Consider the following 17,144-nt stretch of genomic DNA (forward strand, 5'->3'; position numbering starts at 1 on the left):
TTTACTTTTCATCAGACAATCTGTGTGAGCACTTCAAAGAACGTTTCTTTAAGGTAAGGAGGTGATCCAACCGCAGGTTCCCCTACGGTTACCTTGTTACGACTTCACCCCAGTCATGAATCACAAAGTGGTAAGCGCCCTCCCGAAGGTTAAGCTACCTACTTCTTTTGCAACCCACTCCCATGGTGTGACGGGCGGTGTGTACAAGGCCCGGGAACGTATTCACCGTAGCATTCTGATCTACGATTACTAGCGATTCCGACTTCATGGAGTCGAGTTGCAGACTCCAATCCGGACTACGACATACTTTATGAGGTCCGCTTGCTCTCGCGAGGTCGCTTCTCTTTGTATATGCCATTGTAGCACGTGTGTAGCCCTACTCGTAAGGGCCATGATGACTTGACGTCATCCCCACCTTCCTCCAGTTTATCACTGGCAGTCTCCTTTGAGTTCCCGGCCGAACCGCTGGCAACAAAGGATAAGGGTTGCGCTCGTTGCGGGACTTAACCCAACATTTCACAACACGAGCTGACGACAGCCATGCAGCACCTGTCTCAGAGTTCCCGAAGGCACCAAAGCATCTCTGCTAAGTTCTCTGGATGTCAAGAGTAGGTAAGGTTCTTCGCGTTGCATCGAATTAAACCACATGCTCCACCGCTTGTGCGGGCCCCCGTCAATTCATTTGAGTTTTAACCTTGCGGCCGTACTCCCCAGGCGGTCTATTTAACGCGTTAGCTCCGGAAGCCACGCCTCAAGGGCACAACCTCCAAATAGACATCGTTTACGGCGTGGACTACCAGGGTATCTAATCCTGTTTGCTCCCCACGCTTTCGCACCTGAGCGTCAGTCTTCGTCCAGGGGGCCGCCTTCGCCACCGGTATTCCTCCAGATCTCTACGCATTTCACCGCTACACCTGGAATTCTACCCCCCTCTACGAGACTCAAGCTTGCCAGTTTCAAATGCAGTTCCCAGGTTGAGCCCGGGGATTTCACATCTGACTTAACAAACCGCCTGCGTGCGCTTTACGCCCAGTAATTCCGATTAACGCTTGCACCCTCCGTATTACCGCGGCTGCTGGCACGGAGTTAGCCGGTGCTTCTTCTGCGAGTAACGTCAATCGCTGCGGTTATTAACCACAACGCCTTCCTCCTCGCTGAAAGTACTTTACAACCCGAAGGCCTTCTTCATACACGCGGCATGGCTGCATCAGGCTTGCGCCCATTGTGCAATATTCCCCACTGCTGCCTCCCGTAGGAGTCTGGACCGTGTCTCAGTTCCAGTGTGGCTGGTCATCCTCTCAGACCAGCTAGGGATCGTCGCCTAGGTGAGCCGTTACCCCACCTACTAGCTAATCCCATCTGGGCACATCCGATGGTGTGAGGCCCGAAGGTCCCCCACTTTGGTCTTGCGACGTTATGCGGTATTAGCTACCGTTTCCAGTAGTTATCCCCCTCCATCGGGCAGTTTCCCAGACATTACTCACCCGTCCGCCACTCGTCACCCGAGAGCAAGCTCTCTGTGCTACCGTTCGACTTGCATGTGTTAGGCCTGCCGCCAGCGTTCAATCTGAGCCATGATCAAACTCTTCAATTTAAGTTTGATGCTCGTGAATTAAACTTCGTAATGAATTACGTGTTCACTCAGAGACTTGGTATTCATTTTTCGTCTTGCGACGTTAAGAATCCATATCTTCGAGTGCCCACACAGATTGTCTGATAAATTGTTAAAGAGCAGTTGCGACGCGGCTTACAGCTCACCGTCGCGAGGTGGCGTATATTACGCTTTCCTCTTTCAGAGTCAACCCTCATTTTCAGGTTTTTCTCTTCAACCAACCCGGCTACTTAGTGTGAAGTGATTCACATCCGCCGTGTCGATGGAGGCGCATTATAGGGAGTTTCCTCGGGGCCGCAACCCTTAAATTGCAGAAAAATGACTGACTGCTGCATTCCACAGCAGAACCCGGCTTTATACCCATTTACACACAGAGTTATCCACAAAAATAAGGATCTCTTGCGATCATCACTTCGTTTTACCCCTCGTCTATAAAGCTGAAATTATCGAATTAAGGGAAAGAGAAAAATTCGCGAGCGTTGCGCAAACGTTTTCGTTACAATGCCCCCGCAAAACAAGGATGCCCCGTAAGGGGCGTTAGCTGAGTTTTTAGCCAAGAATTCACCTAACGCTCTCTGTAATAGTCAAATCCAGGGGATTTACCATGCAACAACGTCGTCCAGTCCGCCGCGCTCTGCTCAGTGTTTCTGACAAGGCCGGTATCATCGAATTCGCTCAGGCACTTTCCGCACGCGGTGTGGAGCTGCTGTCAACGGGTGGCACCGCGCGCCTGTTAGCGGAGAAAGGTCTGCCAGTGACCGAAGTTTCCGATTACACCGGCTTCCCGGAAATGATGGATGGACGCGTAAAGACCCTGCATCCAAAAGTACACGGCGGCATCCTCGGTCGTCGCGGCCAGGACGATGCCATTATGGAGCAGCACCACATCGCCCCTATCGATATGGTTGTCGTTAACCTGTATCCGTTCGCCGAGACCGTTGCCCGCGAAGGCTGCTCGCTGGAAGATGCGGTAGAAAACATCGATATCGGCGGCCCGACCATGGTGCGCTCTGCTGCTAAGAACCATAAAGACGTCGCCATCGTTGTTAAGAGCAGCGACTACGACGCCATTATTAAAGAGATGGATGCTAACGAAGGCTCTCTGACCCTCGACACCCGTTTCGATCTCGCGATTAAAGCCTTCGAACACACCGCCGCCTACGACAGCATGATCGCCAACTACTTCGGCAGCATGGTTCCGGCCTACCACGGTGAAAGCAAACAAGCCGCCGGTCGCTTCCCGCGTACGCTGAACCTGAACTTCATTAAGAAGCAGGATATGCGCTACGGCGAGAACAGCCACCAGCAGGCTGCCTTCTATATAGAAGAGAATGTGAAAGAAGCGTCCGTTGCCACCGCACAGCAGGTACAGGGCAAAGCGCTTTCCTACAACAACATCGCTGATACCGACGCGGCGCTGGAGTGCGTGAAAGAGTTCAACGAGCCAGCCTGCGTGATCGTCAAGCACGCCAACCCGTGCGGCGTGGCGGTTAGCACCACTATTCTCGACGCTTACGACCGTGCGTACAAAACCGACCCGACCTCCGCGTTCGGCGGCATCATCGCATTCAACCGCGAGCTGGATGCGGAAACCGCGCAGGCCATCATCTCCCGCCAGTTCGTGGAAGTGATCATCGCCCCATCGGCTACCGAAGAAGCGCTGAAAATCACCGCAGCCAAACAGAACGTCCGTGTTCTGACCTGCGGACAATGGGCAAGCCGCGTTCCGGGCCTGGATTTCAAACGCGTTAACGGCGGCCTGCTGGTTCAGGACAGGGATCTGGGTATGGTGAGCGAAGCTGAACTGCGCGTGGTTTCCAAACGCCAGCCGACCGAGCAGGAACTGCGCGATGCGCTGTTCTGCTGGAAAGTGGCGAAGTTCGTGAAATCCAACGCCATTGTGTATGCCAAAGAAAACATGACTATCGGCATAGGCGCAGGCCAGATGAGCCGCGTGTACTCCGCCAAAATCGCTGGCATTAAAGCCGCTGACGAAGGTCTGGAAGTGAAAGGTTCAGCTATGGCTTCCGACGCGTTCTTCCCGTTCCGTGACGGTATTGATGCCGCTGCCGCTGTCGGCGTGAGCTGCGTTATCCAGCCTGGCGGTTCGATTCGCGACGAAGAGGTGATTGCCGCCGCCGACGAACACGGCATTGCGATGATCTTCACCGACATGCGCCACTTCCGCCATTAATTCAGGGAGCAGACGATGAAAGTTTTAGTCATTGGTAACGGCGGGCGCGAACACGCGCTAGCCTGGAAAGCCGCACAGTCCCCGCTGGTTGATACCGTTTTTGTCGCACCGGGCAACGCGGGCACCGCGCTGGAACCCGCGCTGCAAAACGTGGCTATCGGCGTCACCGATATCCCGGCGCTGCTGAGCTTTGCCCAGAACGAGAAAATTGACCTGACCATCGTTGGCCCGGAAGCGCCGCTGGTGATTGGCGTGGTCGATGCGTTCCGCGCCGCAGGTCTGAAGATCTTTGGCCCAACCGAAGGGGCCGCGCAACTGGAAGGCTCCAAAGCGTTCACCAAAGATTTCCTCGCTCGTCACCAGATTCCGACGGCGGAATACCAGAATTTCACCGAGATTGAGCCTGCGCTGGCTTATCTGCGTGAGAAAGGCGCGCCGATCGTTATCAAAGCTGACGGTCTGGCTGCCGGTAAAGGCGTTATCGTGGCGATGACGCTGGAAGAAGCCGAAGCCGCCGTTCATGACATGCTGGCGGGTAACGCTTTTGGTGATGCGGGACATCGTATCGTCATCGAAGAGTTCCTCGACGGCGAAGAAGCGAGCTTTATCGTAATGGTCGACGGCGAGCACGTGCTGCCGATGGCCACCAGCCAGGACCACAAACGCGTGGGCAACGGCGATACCGGCCCGAACACCGGCGGTATGGGGGCCTACTCACCGGCGCCGGTGGTGACTGATGAAGTCCACCAGCGCACCATGGAACGCATCATCTGGCCAACAGTGAAAGGCATGGCGGCGGAAGGTAACACCTATACCGGTTTCCTGTACGCAGGTCTGATGATCGACAAGCAAGGCAACCCGAAAGTTATCGAGTTCAACTGCCGCTTCGGCGATCCGGAAACCCAGCCGATCATGCTGCGCATGAAGTCGGACCTGGTGGATCTTTGCCTGGCCGCCTGCGACGGCAAGCTGGATGAGAAAACCTCTGAGTGGGATGAACGCGCCTCGTTGGGTGTGGTCATTGCCGCCGGAGGTTATCCGGGCAACTACAACACCGGCGATGAGATCCACGGCCTGCCGCTGGAATCCTCAACTGACGGCAAAGTCTTCCACGCAGGCACTAAGCTCGCCGACGACGACCGTGTGCTCACCAGCGGCGGCCGCGTACTGTGCGCGACCGCGCTGGGTCACACCGTGGCTGAGGCGCAGAAACGCGCTTACGCCCTGATGACCGACATTCGCTGGGACGGCAGCTTCAGCCGTAACGACATCGGCTGGCGCGCCATCGAGCGTGAGCAAAACTAACGGCTGAGTTTAGCCAGCAGCGTTTTGCGCGTAATGCCCAATTGACGGGCGGCTTCCGTTTTGTTGCCGCCCGTTTTTTCCAGCGCCGCCAGAATCACCTCTTTCTCCACTTCCACCAGCGGTTGAATCACATCATCGGATGATGAGGAAGCATTCAGCAACGTACCGACAATCGCCAGCGGTAGCTCGCGCTCGGATATATACTCCCCCGTGAGCAGTACTACCGCCCGCTCCACCGCATTTTCCAGCTCGCGAATATTGCCCGGCCAGTCGTAATGGATCAGCAGATCCATCGCCTGTGGGGTAAATCCCTGTATCGTTTTGCGGTTACGTTCGCCGTAACGCTGGAGAAAATAGTGCGCGAGCGACGGGATATCTTCACGACGCTGACGCAGCGGCGGCATTTCGATGGTGACCACGTTCAGACGGTAGTAGAGATCCTGTCGGAAGCGTCCGGCGCTGACCTCTTCGGCCAAATCTCGATGGGTGGCGGCAATCAGCCGCACATCAACCGACACGGTCTGATTGCTGCCCACACGCTGCACCTCACGTTCCTGAATCGCCCGCAGCAGGCGCACCTGCATCAGCGGCGAAATATCGCCAATTTCATCGAGGAATAAGGTGCCGCCATCCGCTTCGACAAAACGCCCTTCCCGACGTTTATCCGCGCCGGTAAACGCACCTTTTTCGTGGCCGAACAGCTCAGACTCCAGCAGAGACTCATTGAGCGCCGCACAGTTTAGCGTCACCAGCGGCTTATCGCTGCGCGCGCTGCTGGCGTGAAGCGCGCGGGCAACCAGTTCTTTCCCGGTCCCCGATTCACCGTGGATTAAGACGGTCGCATCCGAAGGCGCTACCAGCGCAATCTCATTAAGCAACGCTTGCATCGCCGCGCTGTCGCCCACCATGCCAAACGTCGCCGCCGGGGTCATCGTGAGACCGCCTTCCGATTGCCGGGTATGCGCCAGCGCATCAGCCAGCGTCTGCTGCAGGCTATCAAAATCAAGCGGCTTCACCAGGTAATCCAGCGCGCCGGATTTTAGCGCCTCCACCGCCGTTCCCACGCTGGAGTAGGCGGTCATGATCAGCACCGGAATCGACGGGTTGCAAGCCTTGATCTCTTTTAGCGTGGCAATCCCGTCCATCTCCGCCATGCGGATATCGCAAAGCACCAGGTCAAACACCTGCTGACGTACCTGCTCCAGCGCCTGCAGGCCGTTATAAGCCACCGACACCTCATAGCCCCAGCCCCGCAGTAACGCCTGTAAGATAGTGCAGTGGCTGATGTCGTCATCCACCACCAGAATCGTGACCTTTTCCGCCATCATCCTTGTTCATCCTTCTGTTGCCCATCGATCGGTAGAGTGAGGGTAAAGGTCGCCCCCTTGCCGGGTGAACTCTCAACCTGAATGGTCCCGCCATGCTGCTCAACGATATTCTGCACCACCGCCAGCCCCAGCCCGGTACCGTCAGCCTTGGTCGTGAAGTACGGGGTGAAGATGGCCTGTTTTTGCTCTTCCGTCATCCCTTTACCGCTGTCGGTTACGCTCAGCTTAATGCTTCCCTCTCCTGCCTCGTTTACCGCGACCGTAATCTCCCCATCACGGCCAATCGCCTGGATAGCGTTAAGGTAGAGATTTAGCAGTACCTGATTCAGGCGATCTGGGTCCGCCTGAATCCGCCGTAGCGCCGGCCTGGCGGTAAAATGCAGCTGAATATCCCGACCTGATGCATCCTGACTCACCAACTGAAGCGAATGGGCAATAACCTCGTTGAGATCCACGGGCTGCCATTTTAAATGCGCCGGACGTACCAGCTCCAGCAGTTCACTCACCACCCTATTCAGTCGATCGGCCTCTTTCGCCATTACCTGCGCCAGCGCATAAGCCTCACCACCTGGTGGAGTACGTTCGGCAAAATATTTCGCCAGACCTTTAATCGAAGAGAGCGGATTACGGATTTCATGCGCCACGCCGGCGGCCAGATGGCCCAGCGCCACCAGTTTCTCCCGGCGATGCGTCGCTTCCAGCAGTTGTCGGCGCGAACGCTGATAGCGCCGGAACCAGAACTGAGCAAGCAATGTGGCAACCATGACTAACAGAGCGGCAAACAGCATAACCACCATATTGCGCTGCGCACGAGCCTGCTCGGCGTCCATTTCCCGGCTATCAAACGCGATAAAGATCACCTGCGACGTATCGACAACGTCACGGCGCATCATCATGCGCATATGGTGACCGCGAGTCGCGTCCAGAGGGCGAAACTGGCGATAGATTTCCAGCGCCGGTTCCGGTGTCCCGGTACGTCGCCAGCGCTCTTTGTCGCTGACCTGAAGCGCACGCATCTCGTCCGGCTGATACAGCGTTTTCCCCACCTGCTGTGGATCGCTATGCGCAATCACCTTCCCCTGCTCATCGGTGACGGCAAACCACAAAACGCCAGGCTGCCAGGCCATCTCCTCCAGCATGGACTGAAGCTGAGCGTGATGCATACGCATACCCATTCCGGCGCGCGTACCAGACTCCAGCGCGCTCACCAGCACGCGCCCCTTCTCGTGGAGCGCTTGCTGCGCGGCGGCGTTTTCACGGCCATAGTCACGAACGATCAGCACAGAGAACAAACACACCAACAGCAGAATCACGCCAGTCAGTAACCAGCTCAGGCAAGTCGCGACCGAATCCTTCTGTAATCGTATAAAGCCCATGGGGTTTCCTTCTTTGCTCTTTGCTTTCCTGCAGCAGAAATCATGCCAGCTTTTCTCGCCCACAACCCGGCCAGTCGGCGCAGACATCAAGATAAAGCGAGTAAAAATGACTCGCCTGGATAGCGCGATCGCGTCATTTTTACTCGCTTCTCTCGCCACATATCGCCCAGCGCCGCGATTTTCGCGGCTCGGGAAGCTGGCACAGAAGATGCAATAGCTAAGGTGACCACACTACAGGAGAATCCACCATGAAACGGAACAACAATTTAGCTTTTGCACTACTGACTTTTGCGGCGTTGACCTTCACTAGCGGCGCCGCGCTGGCTGGCCCGCATCATTGGGGGAATAACAACGGCAACGTCGACGGTTACAGCCAGTTAACTGATGCCCAGCAGGCCACCGCACAGAAGCTGCACAATGACTTCTACAACCAGACCAGCGCGCTGCGCCAACAGCTCACCTCTAAACGCTATGAATACAATGCGCTGCTTACCGCCGATAAGCCAGACAGCGCGAAAATTGAGGGCGTAGCGCAGGAGATAGAGACGTTACAGCAGAAGCTGGATCAGCAGCGGGTGAAGTTTGATGTCGCCTTGGCACAGGCCGGCATTCCCCGCCACGGGGGTATGGGAATCGGCTGCCAGGGTGGGAACGGACACATGGGCGGCATGCACCGCTGGTAACGCTTAGAAGTTTTTTTCCGTCGGCTGCCAGGTGCAGTAGTCTTCATTCGCCACCAGCAGCAGCTGGGAGCCTTCCGGGGCTTCCAGCCAGGCGATACTGACTTCAGCAGAAGAACGGCTCTGACGGCTGGCGATATGCCCTAACGCGCGGGCGTCGAAATCCGGTTTCACCGTTTCGCCTTCGCAGGTCGTTACCGACTGATCGGCGTGCCAGCGCCCCTGTCGCAGCACAACTTTCCCCAAACGCAGCGCGTCGCTGGTCTGGCGAATCTGTTCGGCGCGATAACGATAGAGCGCGACCTGGTCGCTGGAGAGCTGCTGTTTTTGCCCATCCATCTCACGCTGCATAAAGCTCAGTTCGCCGTTGCGATCGAAACGGGCGCGGATGTGTTCGGTGGGTTTGCCGTAGATATTCAGTTCGATCAGTTGCAGTTGATCGTTCTGCCAGCGGTATTCGCTGGTTGAAGTGCTACCGCTATGCCACGGACTAAAAGTGGCCAGCAGGTGAGTCTCGCCGCCGCTATCTTTACGCCAGATGCGCACCGCGCCCTGGGTGTCAGCATAGCCGCTGGCGGTAAACGGAGGCAGTTCGCTGTTATGGCTACAGGCGGTAAGCAATAAGGTGCCCGCCAGCCCCGAAAAGCGACGCCAGATGAACGAAAGGGGCGAAACCGCCCCTTCTTTAAAACTGTTCACTGCCACGCAGTCTTACTTAACAGCGTCTTTCAGTGCTTTACCAGAAACAAATGCCGGCACGTTAGCAGCGGCGATTTTGATTTCTTTACCGGTCTGCGGGTTGCGGCCAGTACGCTCAGCGCGGTGGTTCACTTTGAAGGTACCGAAACCAACCAGCTGTACAGCATCGCCTTCTTTCAGAGACTCAGTAATAGCAGCCAGGGTGGATTCCAGTGCTGCTTTAGCCTGGGTTTTAGACAGTTCAGCCTTGTCCGCAATTACATCAATCAGTTGAGTCTTGTTCATAAGTTATCCTTACAATGTGTTTATCGCTTGCTAAGCATCGAGTGCGACGAAAATGCCAGAAAAGCACTCTCCTGCATACACGCACCGATAGCCACTTTTTTTCGCCCTCCAAATGTAGACCAGACGGGGGGCAGATGTGAAGCCTTCAGGCGTGACAATTCAGGCGGTAAATCACGTTTTATTGTCTCATTGCTGAAAAATTATACCAATATTGCTTTCTGCGGCCTCGCGGAGGTCTGCGCGTAGCCCTTTAATCAGTTCAATATCGCGTTCTTCACACTCGGCTAAAAGGCGGAAAATCTCCCACTGAATGTCCCATTCTTGCTCTACCGCGGGGTTCAAACGCAGCTCTTCGTCGGTCATTTCACGACCAGCCTGGGTCATTTCTAACATTGCAACGGTGGTAATAGAACTCTTACTGACTTCGATCGCGTGTTCGAGGGTTTCGCCGCTCAAACGCGAATGTATTAATTCGCTCAATGCAACGCAAGCATCGATCGCCGGATAAACACCGTACATGTCATAATCGTCCGCCGCCGGGATCGCCTCTTCCAACTTTTCCAACTGGCTGTCGAAGTTCACCTTCGCGTCTTTGACCGTCAGCGTTTCCCAGATGAGGTCAAGAATGCGTCGGTACAGCTGTGGCTCGCCAAATTCCGCCTCTTTGCAGAACATGGCGTAGTTTGGATACATGCGTTCACACAGACAGGCCATAAAGGTGACGTGCTGCCAGCTTTCCAGCTTCTCCAGACGCAGATGAATCGGGTTTTGTAACATGATGAGTTCTCAAATACGGAAATTAGCGGCAGTTTACCTGATATGGGGCATTTTTGCTGCAAGCCGCGTAAAAGCCGGCCGCCCGGATGCCACCGCATCCGCCCAGCGCGTCGGTTCTGGTAGCCGGTAGCCCTGAGTGCAGCGCTGTACCCAACCCAAAGCGCTCTCCAGACTGATGCGATGGCCCGTGGAGATAAACAGCGGGTTACAGCGCGCTTTACTGCGCCAGACCCACGCCAGCTGTTCGTCTTTGTCCATCAGCGGCGCCAGCGCGCCCACCTCTGAAGAAGGCAGTTCGTACTTACCGCACAGGCGTTTTTTCGCCACACCGATTGTCGGCACGTCCACCAGCAGACCAAAATGGCTGGCTACGCCAAGACGGCGCGGGTGGGAAATACCGTGGCCATCGACAAACAGCAGATCCGGCTTGTGCGAAAGCTGCTGCCAGGCGGCCATCAGCGCCGGGGTTTCACGAAACGAGAGGAAACCCGGGATGTAGGGCATGGTGGTGGCGATGCGCGCCACCTGATACTCCACCAGCTCGAGCGTAGGGTATTTCAACAGCACCATCGCCGCGCGCGTTACTTCACCGCCCTGCTCAAAGCCAACGTCGGCCCCGCCGATCAGATCCGGCGGATCGCTAATAAAACGATCGTCACGGATCACCGATGACGCCAATTTCAGCTGCTGCGCGCGCAGCGAGGTGAGATCCATTAGCGGTGGTACTGCGCCGACAGACGGTGTACTGCCTCAACAAAGACGCCCGCATGTTCCGGCGGCACGTCCTGATGAATACCGTGGCCGAGGTTGAAGACATGGCCTTCGCCCTGACCAAAACCGGCCAGAATCGTCGCCACTTCTTCCTCAATGCGCGACGCCGGAGCGTACAGCATGGACGGGTCCATATTGCCTTGCAGCGCCACCTTATGGCCCACGCGACGACGTGCGTCGGCGATATCGGTGGTCCAGTCAAGCCCCAGCGCGTCGCAGCCGGTTTCCGCCATCGCTTCCAGCCACTGCCCACCGCCTTTGGTGAACAACGTTACCGGTACGCGGCGGCCATCGTTTTCACGCAGCAGGCCATCGACGATTTTATGCATGTAGTACAGGGAGAACTGCTGGTAATCGCGGCCAGTGAGCACGCCGCCCCAGGTGTCGAAAATCATCACCGACTGCGCACCCGCTTTAATCTGCGCGTTCAGATACAGCGTGACGCTCTGCGCCAGCTTATCAAGCAGCAGATGCAGCGCTTTAGGGTCGGCATACATCATCTTTTTAATCACGGTGAAGGCCTTGCTGCTGCCGCCTTCGACCATGTAGGTTGCCAGCGTCCACGGGCTGCCGGAGAAACCGATCAACGGCACTTCACCCTTCAGCTCGCGGCGGATGGTCCGCACCGCATTCATCACGTAGCCCAGTTCACCTTCTGGATCCGGAATCGGCAGTTTTTCAACGTCGGCTTTGGTCGTAATTAGCGAGGTAAAACGCGGGCCTTCTCCGGCTTCGAAGTACAGCCCCAGCCCCATCGCATCGGGAATAGTCAGGATATCCGAGAACAAGATCGCCGCATCGAGCGGATAGCGGCGCAGCGGCTGCAGCGTCACCTCACAGGCCAGCTCGGCGTTTTTGCACAGCGACATAAAATCGCCGGCCTGGGCGCGGGTCGCTTTGTACTCCGGTAAATAGCGGCCTGCCTGGCGCATCATCCATACCGGGGTGACGTCTACGGGCTGGCGCAGCAGCGCACGCAGGTAACGATCGTTCTTCAGTTCGCTCATTTTTACATTCCTTTAGCGTTGATGCGCCTATTGTAACATGTCAGTCGTAATCAGCCCGACACATTGCCACAGTATCTTCGATCAGGCGACGCGCGACGGTGCCCGGCGGCGGTAGAAGCGGCAGATCGTCATAGCGATACCAGTTAGCGTTAAGCAGCTCTTTCGGATCGATGACGATATCGCCGCTGTCGTACTCCGCCATAAACGCCGTCATCAGCGACTGCGGGAACGGCCACGGCTGCGAAGTAATATAGCGCAGGTTTTTCACCTTAATGCCGCTCTCTTCCATCACCTCACGCGCGACCGCTTGCTCTAAGGTTTCCCCCACTTCGACAAAACCGGCCAGCACGGTATGCACGCCGTTGCGGTGGCGAACATGCTGGGCCAGCAGGATGGAATCCTCACGGCGGATCGCGACGATAATGCAAGGGGCAATTTGCGGATAGTAACGTTCGCGACAGTGGCTGCACAGCATCGCCCACTCGGTTTTACTCGGATGCATGGTGTGGCCGCAGTAGCCGCAGAACTTATGCGAGCGATAAAACTCAGCCAGCTGTACGCCGCGTCCGGCGAGTTGAAACAGCCCCACATCCTGGTCGAGCACCTGGCGCACGGTGCCCATATCATGGCGGCGTTGCTGCTGTACCAACCAGACAGGAGAGCCTTCCCACTCGCCAATCTGGAGTGCGCGCTGGCCCACAAGATCGAAATTTACCGCTTCGCCAATTGGTATTTCCCCACCGGGCAACCATAATTTTTGTTCGTGGCTGACGATCCACCAGCCGCGATCCGATTTTTCAATAATACGATCCATATCTCTTGCGCTACCTTTGCTTCACAGGCATGTTGTTAACATTATTATTACATAATGACGTGAGCAGATTTTAATCTTATCGATGCGGGGTCAACCTATGTTAAACCAGTTAGAAAGTCTAAAAGAGCGAATTCATGGACACCACAGACTGGTCGACCGTTGGCTGAATATTCGTAAGCACCTGCTCGTGGCTTACTACAATCTGGTTGGCCTTAAGCCTGGCAAAGAATCATTTATGCGTCTTAATGAAAAGGCGCTTGATGACTTTTGTCAGCGGCTGGTCGACTACCTTTCTGCCGGTCATTTCAGTATTTATGAACGTATTATCCATAAAATGGAAGGCAACAGTCCGCTTTTAAACGCCAGCAAAATCTGGCCGCTGCTGGACGCCAATACCCAACAAATTATGGACTACTACGACTCTGCGCTGGAGAACGCTATCGACCAGGATAACGTATATGCGTTTCAGCAGGCGTTGTCCGATATTGGTGAAGCGCTGGAAGCCCGTTTTCTATTAGAGGATCAGCTCATCATGCTGACCTTCGAGGCCCTCGGCCAGGATGAAATAAAACGCCCGGCTTGAGATTTGCCGCATTAACGAGTAGTTTACAATCATTACCTCTAAGATAGAGGTTACTTCTTGTCGGAGTGCCTGGTGCGCAAGCACGGGCTGAGACCGTTAATTCGGGATCCGCGGAACCTGATCAGGTTAAGACCTGCGAAGGGAACAAGAGTAATTCAGCTTTATGCTGCTGCCTTTACGGGCGGCGCACATCCATTACTCCATCCGTCGTCTGACAAGCCACGTCCTTACTTTTTTGGAATGAGCTATGTCTGTCACTACTAAACCATCACGCCGTGAACAACGCGCCCAGGCGCAACACTTTATCAATACGCTGGAAGGGACCGCCTTTCCTGAGTCAAAACGCATCTATATCACCGGCTCACAGCCGGATATCCGCATTCCGATGCGTGAAATTCAACTGAGCCCGACGCTCATCGGCGGCAGTAAAGACAACCCGCAGTTTGAAGAGAACGAAGCCGTGCCGGTGTACGACACCTCCGGCCCGTATGGCGATCCTGAGGTGGCGATTAACGTCCAGCAGGGTCTGGCGAAACTGCGCCAGCCGTGGATTGACGCACGTAACGATAGCGAAGAACTAGACGACCGTAGCTCGGCTTACACCAAAGAACGTCTGGCCGACGATGGCCTGGACGATCTGCGTTTTACCGGCCTGCTGACGCCGAAACGCGCCAAAGCGGGCAAGCGCGTCACCCAGTTACACTACGCCCGCCGGGGGATCGTCACTCCCGAAATGGAGTTCATCGCTATCCGTGAAAACATGGGCCGCGAGCGCATTAGCAGTGAAGTGCTGCGCCACCAGCATCCGGGGATGAGCTTTGGCGCGCGCCTGCCGGAAAACATCACCCCGGAATTCGTGCGTGATGAAGTCGCCGCGGGCCGCGCGATTATCCCTGCCAACATCAACCACCCGGAATCCGAGCCGATGATCATCGGTCGTAACTTCCTGGTGAAGGTTAACGCGAACATCGGCAACTCTGCCGTCACCTCCTCTATCGAAGAAGAGGTAGAAAAACTGGTGTGGGCGACGCGCTGGGGGGCGGATACAGTGATGGATCTCTCCACCGGCCGCTATATCCACGAAACCCGCGAATGGATCCTGCGTAACAGCCCGGTACCGATCGGCACCGTCCCGATCTACCAGGCGCTGGAGAAGGTCAACGGGATCGCCGAAGACCTTACCTGGGAAGCGTTCCGCGACACGCTGCTGGAGCAGGCTGAACAGGGCGTCGACTACTTCACCATTCACGCGGGCGTGCTGCTGCGCTACGTGCCGATGACCGCCAAACGCCTGACCGGGATTGTCTCGCGCGGCGGTTCGATCATGGCAAAGTGGTGTCTCTCCCATCACAAAGAGAACTTCCTGTTCGAACATTTCCGCGAGATTTGCGAAATCTGCGCCGCCTACGACGTTTCCCTGTCGCTGGGCGACGGCCTGCGCCCCGGCTCCATTCAGGACGCTAACGACGAAGCGCAGTTCTCCGAGCTGCATACGCTGGGCGAGCTGACCAAAATCGCCTGGGAATACGACGTGCAGGTGATGATTGAAGGCCCGGGCCACGTGCCGATGCATATGATTCAGCGCAACATGACCGAAGAGCTGGAGAGCTGCCACGAAGCGCCGTTCTACACCTTAGGGCCGTTGACCACCGATATCGCGCCGGGCTATGACCACTTCACCTCCGGCATTGGCGCCGCGATGATCGGCTGGTTTGGCTGCGCGATGCTGTGTTATGTGACGCCGAAAGAGCACCTCGGCCTGCCGAACAAAGAAGATGTGAAACAGGGGCTGATCACCTACAAAATTGCCGCCCACGCCGCTGACTTAGCGAAAGGCCATCCGGGCGCACAGATCCGCGATAACGCCATGTCGAAAGCGCGCTTCGAATTCCGCTGGGAAGACCAGTTTAACCTCGCGCTCGACCCGTTCACCGCCCGCGCTTATCACGATGAAACCCTGCCGCAGGAGTCCGGCAAGGTTGCCCACTTCTGCTCCATGTGCGGGCCGAAGTTCTGCTCGATGAAAATCAGCCAGGAGGTCCGCGACTACGCCGCCGCGCAAACCATTGAAGTGGGGATGGCGGATATGTCGGAAAACTTCCGCGCCAAAGGCGGCGAAATTTATCTCAAGCGGGAGGAAGCCTGATGTATCAGCCTGATTTCCCGACCGTGCCGTTCCGCCTCGGGCTTTACCCGGTGGTGGATAGCGTTGCATGGATTGAGCGTTTACTGGAGGCGGGCGTACGCACGATCCAACTGCGTATCAAAGATAAGCGCGATGAAGAGGTGGAAGCGGATGTTATCGCCGCCATCGAGCTGGGGCGTCGTTATGACGCCCGCCTGTTTATCAACGATTACTGGCGTCTGGCAATTAAGCACCGCGCTTACGGCGTGCATCTGGGCCAGGAAGACCTTGAAACCACCGACCTGAAAGCGATTCAGGCGGCGGGCTTACGCCTGGGCGTATCGACCCACGATGATATGGAGATAGACGTGGCGCTGGCCGCTAAGCCTTCTTATATCGCACTCGGCCACGTCTTCCCGACGCAAACCAAGCAAATGCCTTCCGCCCCGCAGGGGCTGGCGCAGTTGGCCAGTCATATTGAACGACTGGCGGATTACCCGACCGTCGCCATCGGCGGCATCAGCCTTGAACGCGCTCCGGCGGTACTGACGACCGGCGTCGGCAGCGTGGCTGTGGTTAGCGCCATTACCCAGGCGGCAGACTGGCGTGAAGCCACCGCGCAACTGCTGGCAATCGTGGGAGTCGGCGATGAATGACCGTGACTTTATGCGCTACAGCCGGCAAATCCTGCTCGGCGATATCGCCATTGAAGGCCAGCAAAAGCTGCTCGCGAGTCATGTGCTGATCGTGGGTTTAGGCGGGTTAGGCTCGCCTGCCGCGCTGTATCTGGCGGGAGCAGGCATCGGCAAACTGACGCTGGTAGACGATGACGACATTCATCTGAGCAATTTGCAGCGCCAGATTCTATTTACCACCGATGATATCGCGCGTTCAAAATCTCAGGTTGCCCAGCAGCGCCTGACACAGCTCAACCCGGATATCGAACTGGTATCACTCCAGCAGCGACTAAAAGGCGAGGCACTGCGGCATGCGGTAGCACACGCCGATGTGGTGCTCGATTGTACCGATAACATGGCCACGCGCCAGGAAATTAACGCCGCCTGCGTGGCGCTCAACACTCCGTTAATTTCCGCCAGCGCCGTCGGCTTTGGCGGCCAGCTAATGGTCCTCACGCCACCGTGGGAACAAGGCTGTTACCGCTGCCTGTGGCCGGACGATGTCGAGCCTGAACGCAACTGCCGTACCGCCGGTATCGTCGGACCGGTTGTTGGTGTGATGGGCACCTTGCAGGCGCTGGAGGCGATTAAATTACTCAGCGGTATTGAGACGCCCAGCGGAGAGCTACGCCTCTTTGACGGTAAAACCAGCCAGTGGCGCAGCCTGGCGCTGCGTCGCGCCAGCGGCTGTCCGGTATGCGGAGGGCGACATGCAGATTCAGTTCAATGACGAGCCGATGCAGTGCGCCGAAGGGCAAACCGTCAGCAGCCTGCTCGCTACGCTTAATCAGCTTAAACCGGGCGCGGCGTTGGCGCTCAATCAGCAGATCCTGCCGCGCGAGCAGTGGCAGCAGCAAATCGTGCAGGAAGGCGACCAGATCCTGCTTTTTCAGGTTATTGCAGGGGGTTGA

General features: G+C 56.5%; 16 protein-coding genes, 1 rRNA gene and 1 riboswitch. Of the genes, 8 read left to right on the plus strand and 9 right to left on the minus strand.

Annotated elements, in window-relative coordinates; all coding sequences use genetic code 11:
* Positions 1-54: 54 nt before the first annotated feature.
* Positions 55-1,594: ribosomal RNA gene (locus K7B04_RS03570) — 16S ribosomal RNA — on the minus strand.
* A gap of 622 nt (positions 1,595-2,216) precedes the next feature.
* On the opposite strand from K7B04_RS03570, the gene purH reads away from it, so the two are divergent.
* Together purH and purD are read left to right on the plus strand one after the other, a co-directional pair.
* On the plus strand, positions 2,217-3,806 hold the full coding sequence (purH, locus tag K7B04_RS03575; protein WP_223803500.1) for a bifunctional phosphoribosylaminoimidazolecarboxamide formyltransferase/IMP cyclohydrolase: 1,590 nt from the start codon (positions 2,217-2,219) through the stop codon (positions 3,804-3,806).
* 15 nt (positions 3,807-3,821) lie between these two features.
* A complete protein-coding gene (purD, locus tag K7B04_RS03580; RefSeq protein ID WP_223803501.1) occupies positions 3,822-5,111 on the plus strand; it encodes a phosphoribosylamine--glycine ligase in 1,290 nt (429 codons plus the stop codon).
* Here purD and zraR read toward each other — a convergent pair.
* Entirely contained in the window at positions 5,108-6,439 is a 1,332-nt protein-coding gene (zraR, locus tag K7B04_RS03585; RefSeq protein ID WP_223803502.1) for a sigma-54-dependent response regulator transcription factor ZraR, read from the minus strand. The genes purD and zraR overlap by 4 nt on opposite strands.
* Positions 6,436-7,815, minus strand: coding sequence for a two-component system sensor histidine kinase ZraS (zraS, locus tag K7B04_RS03590; protein ID WP_223803503.1), 1,380 nt, complete (start codon positions 7,813-7,815; stop codon positions 6,436-6,438). The genes zraR and zraS overlap by 4 nt, the downstream gene beginning before the upstream one ends.
* Positions 7,816-8,063: 248 nt before the next feature.
* Between zraS and zraP the strand changes: the two genes are divergently transcribed.
* Positions 8,064-8,498, plus strand: coding sequence for a zinc resistance sensor/chaperone ZraP (gene zraP / locus K7B04_RS03595; RefSeq protein ID WP_223803504.1), 435 nt, complete (start codon positions 8,064-8,066; stop codon positions 8,496-8,498).
* A gap of 3 nt (positions 8,499-8,501) precedes the next feature.
* On the opposite strand, the gene K7B04_RS03600 is transcribed toward zraP, so the two are convergent.
* The 6 genes from K7B04_RS03600 to nudC form a co-directional block, all read right to left on the minus strand.
* Positions 8,502-9,194, minus strand: coding sequence for a DUF1481 domain-containing protein (locus tag K7B04_RS03600; RefSeq protein WP_223804117.1), 693 nt, complete (start codon positions 9,192-9,194; stop codon positions 8,502-8,504).
* Positions 9,195-9,206: 12 nt separating this feature from the next.
* A complete protein-coding gene (gene hupA, locus K7B04_RS03605; RefSeq protein WP_001044509.1) occupies positions 9,207-9,479 on the minus strand; it encodes a nucleoid-associated protein HU-alpha in 273 nt (90 codons plus the stop codon).
* Between the two features lie 186 nt (positions 9,480-9,665).
* The gene (locus K7B04_RS03610) at positions 9,666-10,256 is read right to left on the minus strand and encodes a YjaG family protein (RefSeq protein ID WP_065358223.1); all 591 of its coding nucleotides are present in this window, start codon (positions 10,254-10,256) and stop codon (positions 9,666-9,668) included.
* Between the two features lie 33 nt (positions 10,257-10,289).
* Positions 10,290-10,970 (minus strand): deoxyribonuclease V, encoded by a 681-nt coding sequence (nfi, locus tag K7B04_RS03615; RefSeq protein WP_223803505.1) that lies wholly within the window; start codon positions 10,968-10,970, stop codon positions 10,290-10,292.
* A complete protein-coding gene (gene hemE / locus K7B04_RS03620; RefSeq protein WP_163449383.1) occupies positions 10,970-12,034 on the minus strand; it encodes a uroporphyrinogen decarboxylase in 1,065 nt (354 codons plus the stop codon). Before hemE ends, nfi begins: the two co-directional genes overlap by 1 nt.
* 40 nt (positions 12,035-12,074) lie before the next feature.
* The gene (gene nudC, locus K7B04_RS03625; protein WP_163449382.1) at positions 12,075-12,848 is read right to left on the minus strand and encodes an NAD(+) diphosphatase; all 774 of its coding nucleotides are present in this window, start codon (positions 12,846-12,848) and stop codon (positions 12,075-12,077) included.
* A 97-nt stretch (positions 12,849-12,945) separates the two neighbouring features.
* On the opposite strand from nudC, the gene K7B04_RS03630 reads away from it, so the two are divergent.
* The 5 genes from K7B04_RS03630 to thiS all read left to right on the plus strand — a co-directional run bounded on the left by K7B04_RS03630 (position 12,946) and on the right by thiS (position 17,144).
* Complete coding sequence (locus tag K7B04_RS03630; RefSeq protein ID WP_064546558.1) at positions 12,946-13,431, plus strand: Rsd/AlgQ family anti-sigma factor; 486 nt, start codon at positions 12,946-12,948, stop codon at positions 13,429-13,431.
* Positions 13,432-13,482: 51 nt separating this feature from the next.
* A riboswitch (TPP riboswitch) is annotated at positions 13,483-13,592 on the plus strand.
* An 86-nt stretch (positions 13,593-13,678) separates the two neighbouring features.
* Entirely contained in the window at positions 13,679-15,577 is a 1,899-nt protein-coding gene (gene thiC / locus K7B04_RS03635; RefSeq protein WP_163449381.1) for a phosphomethylpyrimidine synthase ThiC, read from the plus strand.
* Positions 15,577-16,212: a thiamine phosphate synthase gene (thiE, locus tag K7B04_RS03640; RefSeq protein ID WP_223803506.1), complete on the plus strand. Its 636-nt coding sequence runs from the start codon at positions 15,577-15,579 to the stop codon at positions 16,210-16,212. Before thiC ends, thiE begins: the two co-directional genes overlap by 1 nt.
* Entirely contained in the window at positions 16,205-16,963 is a 759-nt protein-coding gene (gene thiF / locus K7B04_RS03645) for a thiazole biosynthesis adenylyltransferase ThiF (RefSeq protein WP_223804118.1), read from the plus strand. The genes thiE and thiF overlap by 8 nt, the downstream gene beginning before the upstream one ends.
* Positions 16,944-17,144 carry a sulfur carrier protein ThiS gene (gene thiS, locus K7B04_RS03650; protein ID WP_001166845.1) on the plus strand — a complete coding sequence of 67 codons (201 nt, stop codon included), beginning with the start codon at positions 16,944-16,946 and terminating at the stop codon, positions 17,142-17,144. The genes thiF and thiS overlap by 20 nt, the downstream gene beginning before the upstream one ends.

The sequence above is a fragment of the Kluyvera sp. CRP genome, assembly GCF_019930565.1.
GTDB lineage: Bacteria > Pseudomonadota > Gammaproteobacteria > Enterobacterales > Enterobacteriaceae > Kluyvera > Kluyvera georgiana_A.

Bases quoted from the DNA above. Each gene is read 5' to 3' on its own strand.
- zraP (WP_223803504.1), top strand. From the start codon at position 8,064: ATGAAACGGAACAACAATTTAGCTTTTGCACTACTGACTTTTGCGGCG.
- zraS (WP_223803503.1), bottom strand. From the start codon at position 7,815: ATGGGCTTTATACGATTACAGAAGGATTCGGTCGCGACTTGCCTGAGC.
- thiF (WP_223804118.1), top strand. From the start codon at position 16,205: ATGAATGACCGTGACTTTATGCGCTACAGCCGGCAAATCCTGCTCGGC.
- purD (WP_223803501.1), top strand. From the start codon at position 3,822: ATGAAAGTTTTAGTCATTGGTAACGGCGGGCGCGAACACGCGCTAGCC.
- zraR (WP_223803502.1), bottom strand. From the start codon at position 6,439: ATGATGGCGGAAAAGGTCACGATTCTGGTGGTGGATGACGACATCAGC.
- K7B04_RS03610 (WP_065358223.1), bottom strand. From the start codon at position 10,256: ATGTTACAAAACCCGATTCATCTGCGTCTGGAGAAGCTGGAAAGCTGG.
- thiS (WP_001166845.1), top strand. From the start codon at position 16,944: ATGCAGATTCAGTTCAATGACGAGCCGATGCAGTGCGCCGAAGGGCAA.
- thiC (WP_163449381.1), top strand. From the start codon at position 13,679: ATGTCTGTCACTACTAAACCATCACGCCGTGAACAACGCGCCCAGGCG.
- thiE (WP_223803506.1), top strand. From the start codon at position 15,577: ATGTATCAGCCTGATTTCCCGACCGTGCCGTTCCGCCTCGGGCTTTAC.
- hupA (WP_001044509.1), bottom strand. From the start codon at position 9,479: ATGAACAAGACTCAACTGATTGATGTAATTGCGGACAAGGCTGAACTG.
- hemE (WP_163449383.1), bottom strand. From the start codon at position 12,034: ATGAGCGAACTGAAGAACGATCGTTACCTGCGTGCGCTGCTGCGCCAG.
- purH (WP_223803500.1), top strand. From the start codon at position 2,217: ATGCAACAACGTCGTCCAGTCCGCCGCGCTCTGCTCAGTGTTTCTGAC.
- nudC (WP_163449382.1), bottom strand. From the start codon at position 12,848: ATGGATCGTATTATTGAAAAATCGGATCGCGGCTGGTGGATCGTCAGC.
- K7B04_RS03630 (WP_064546558.1), top strand. From the start codon at position 12,946: ATGTTAAACCAGTTAGAAAGTCTAAAAGAGCGAATTCATGGACACCAC.
- nfi (WP_223803505.1), bottom strand. From the start codon at position 10,970: ATGGATCTCACCTCGCTGCGCGCGCAGCAGCTGAAATTGGCGTCATCG.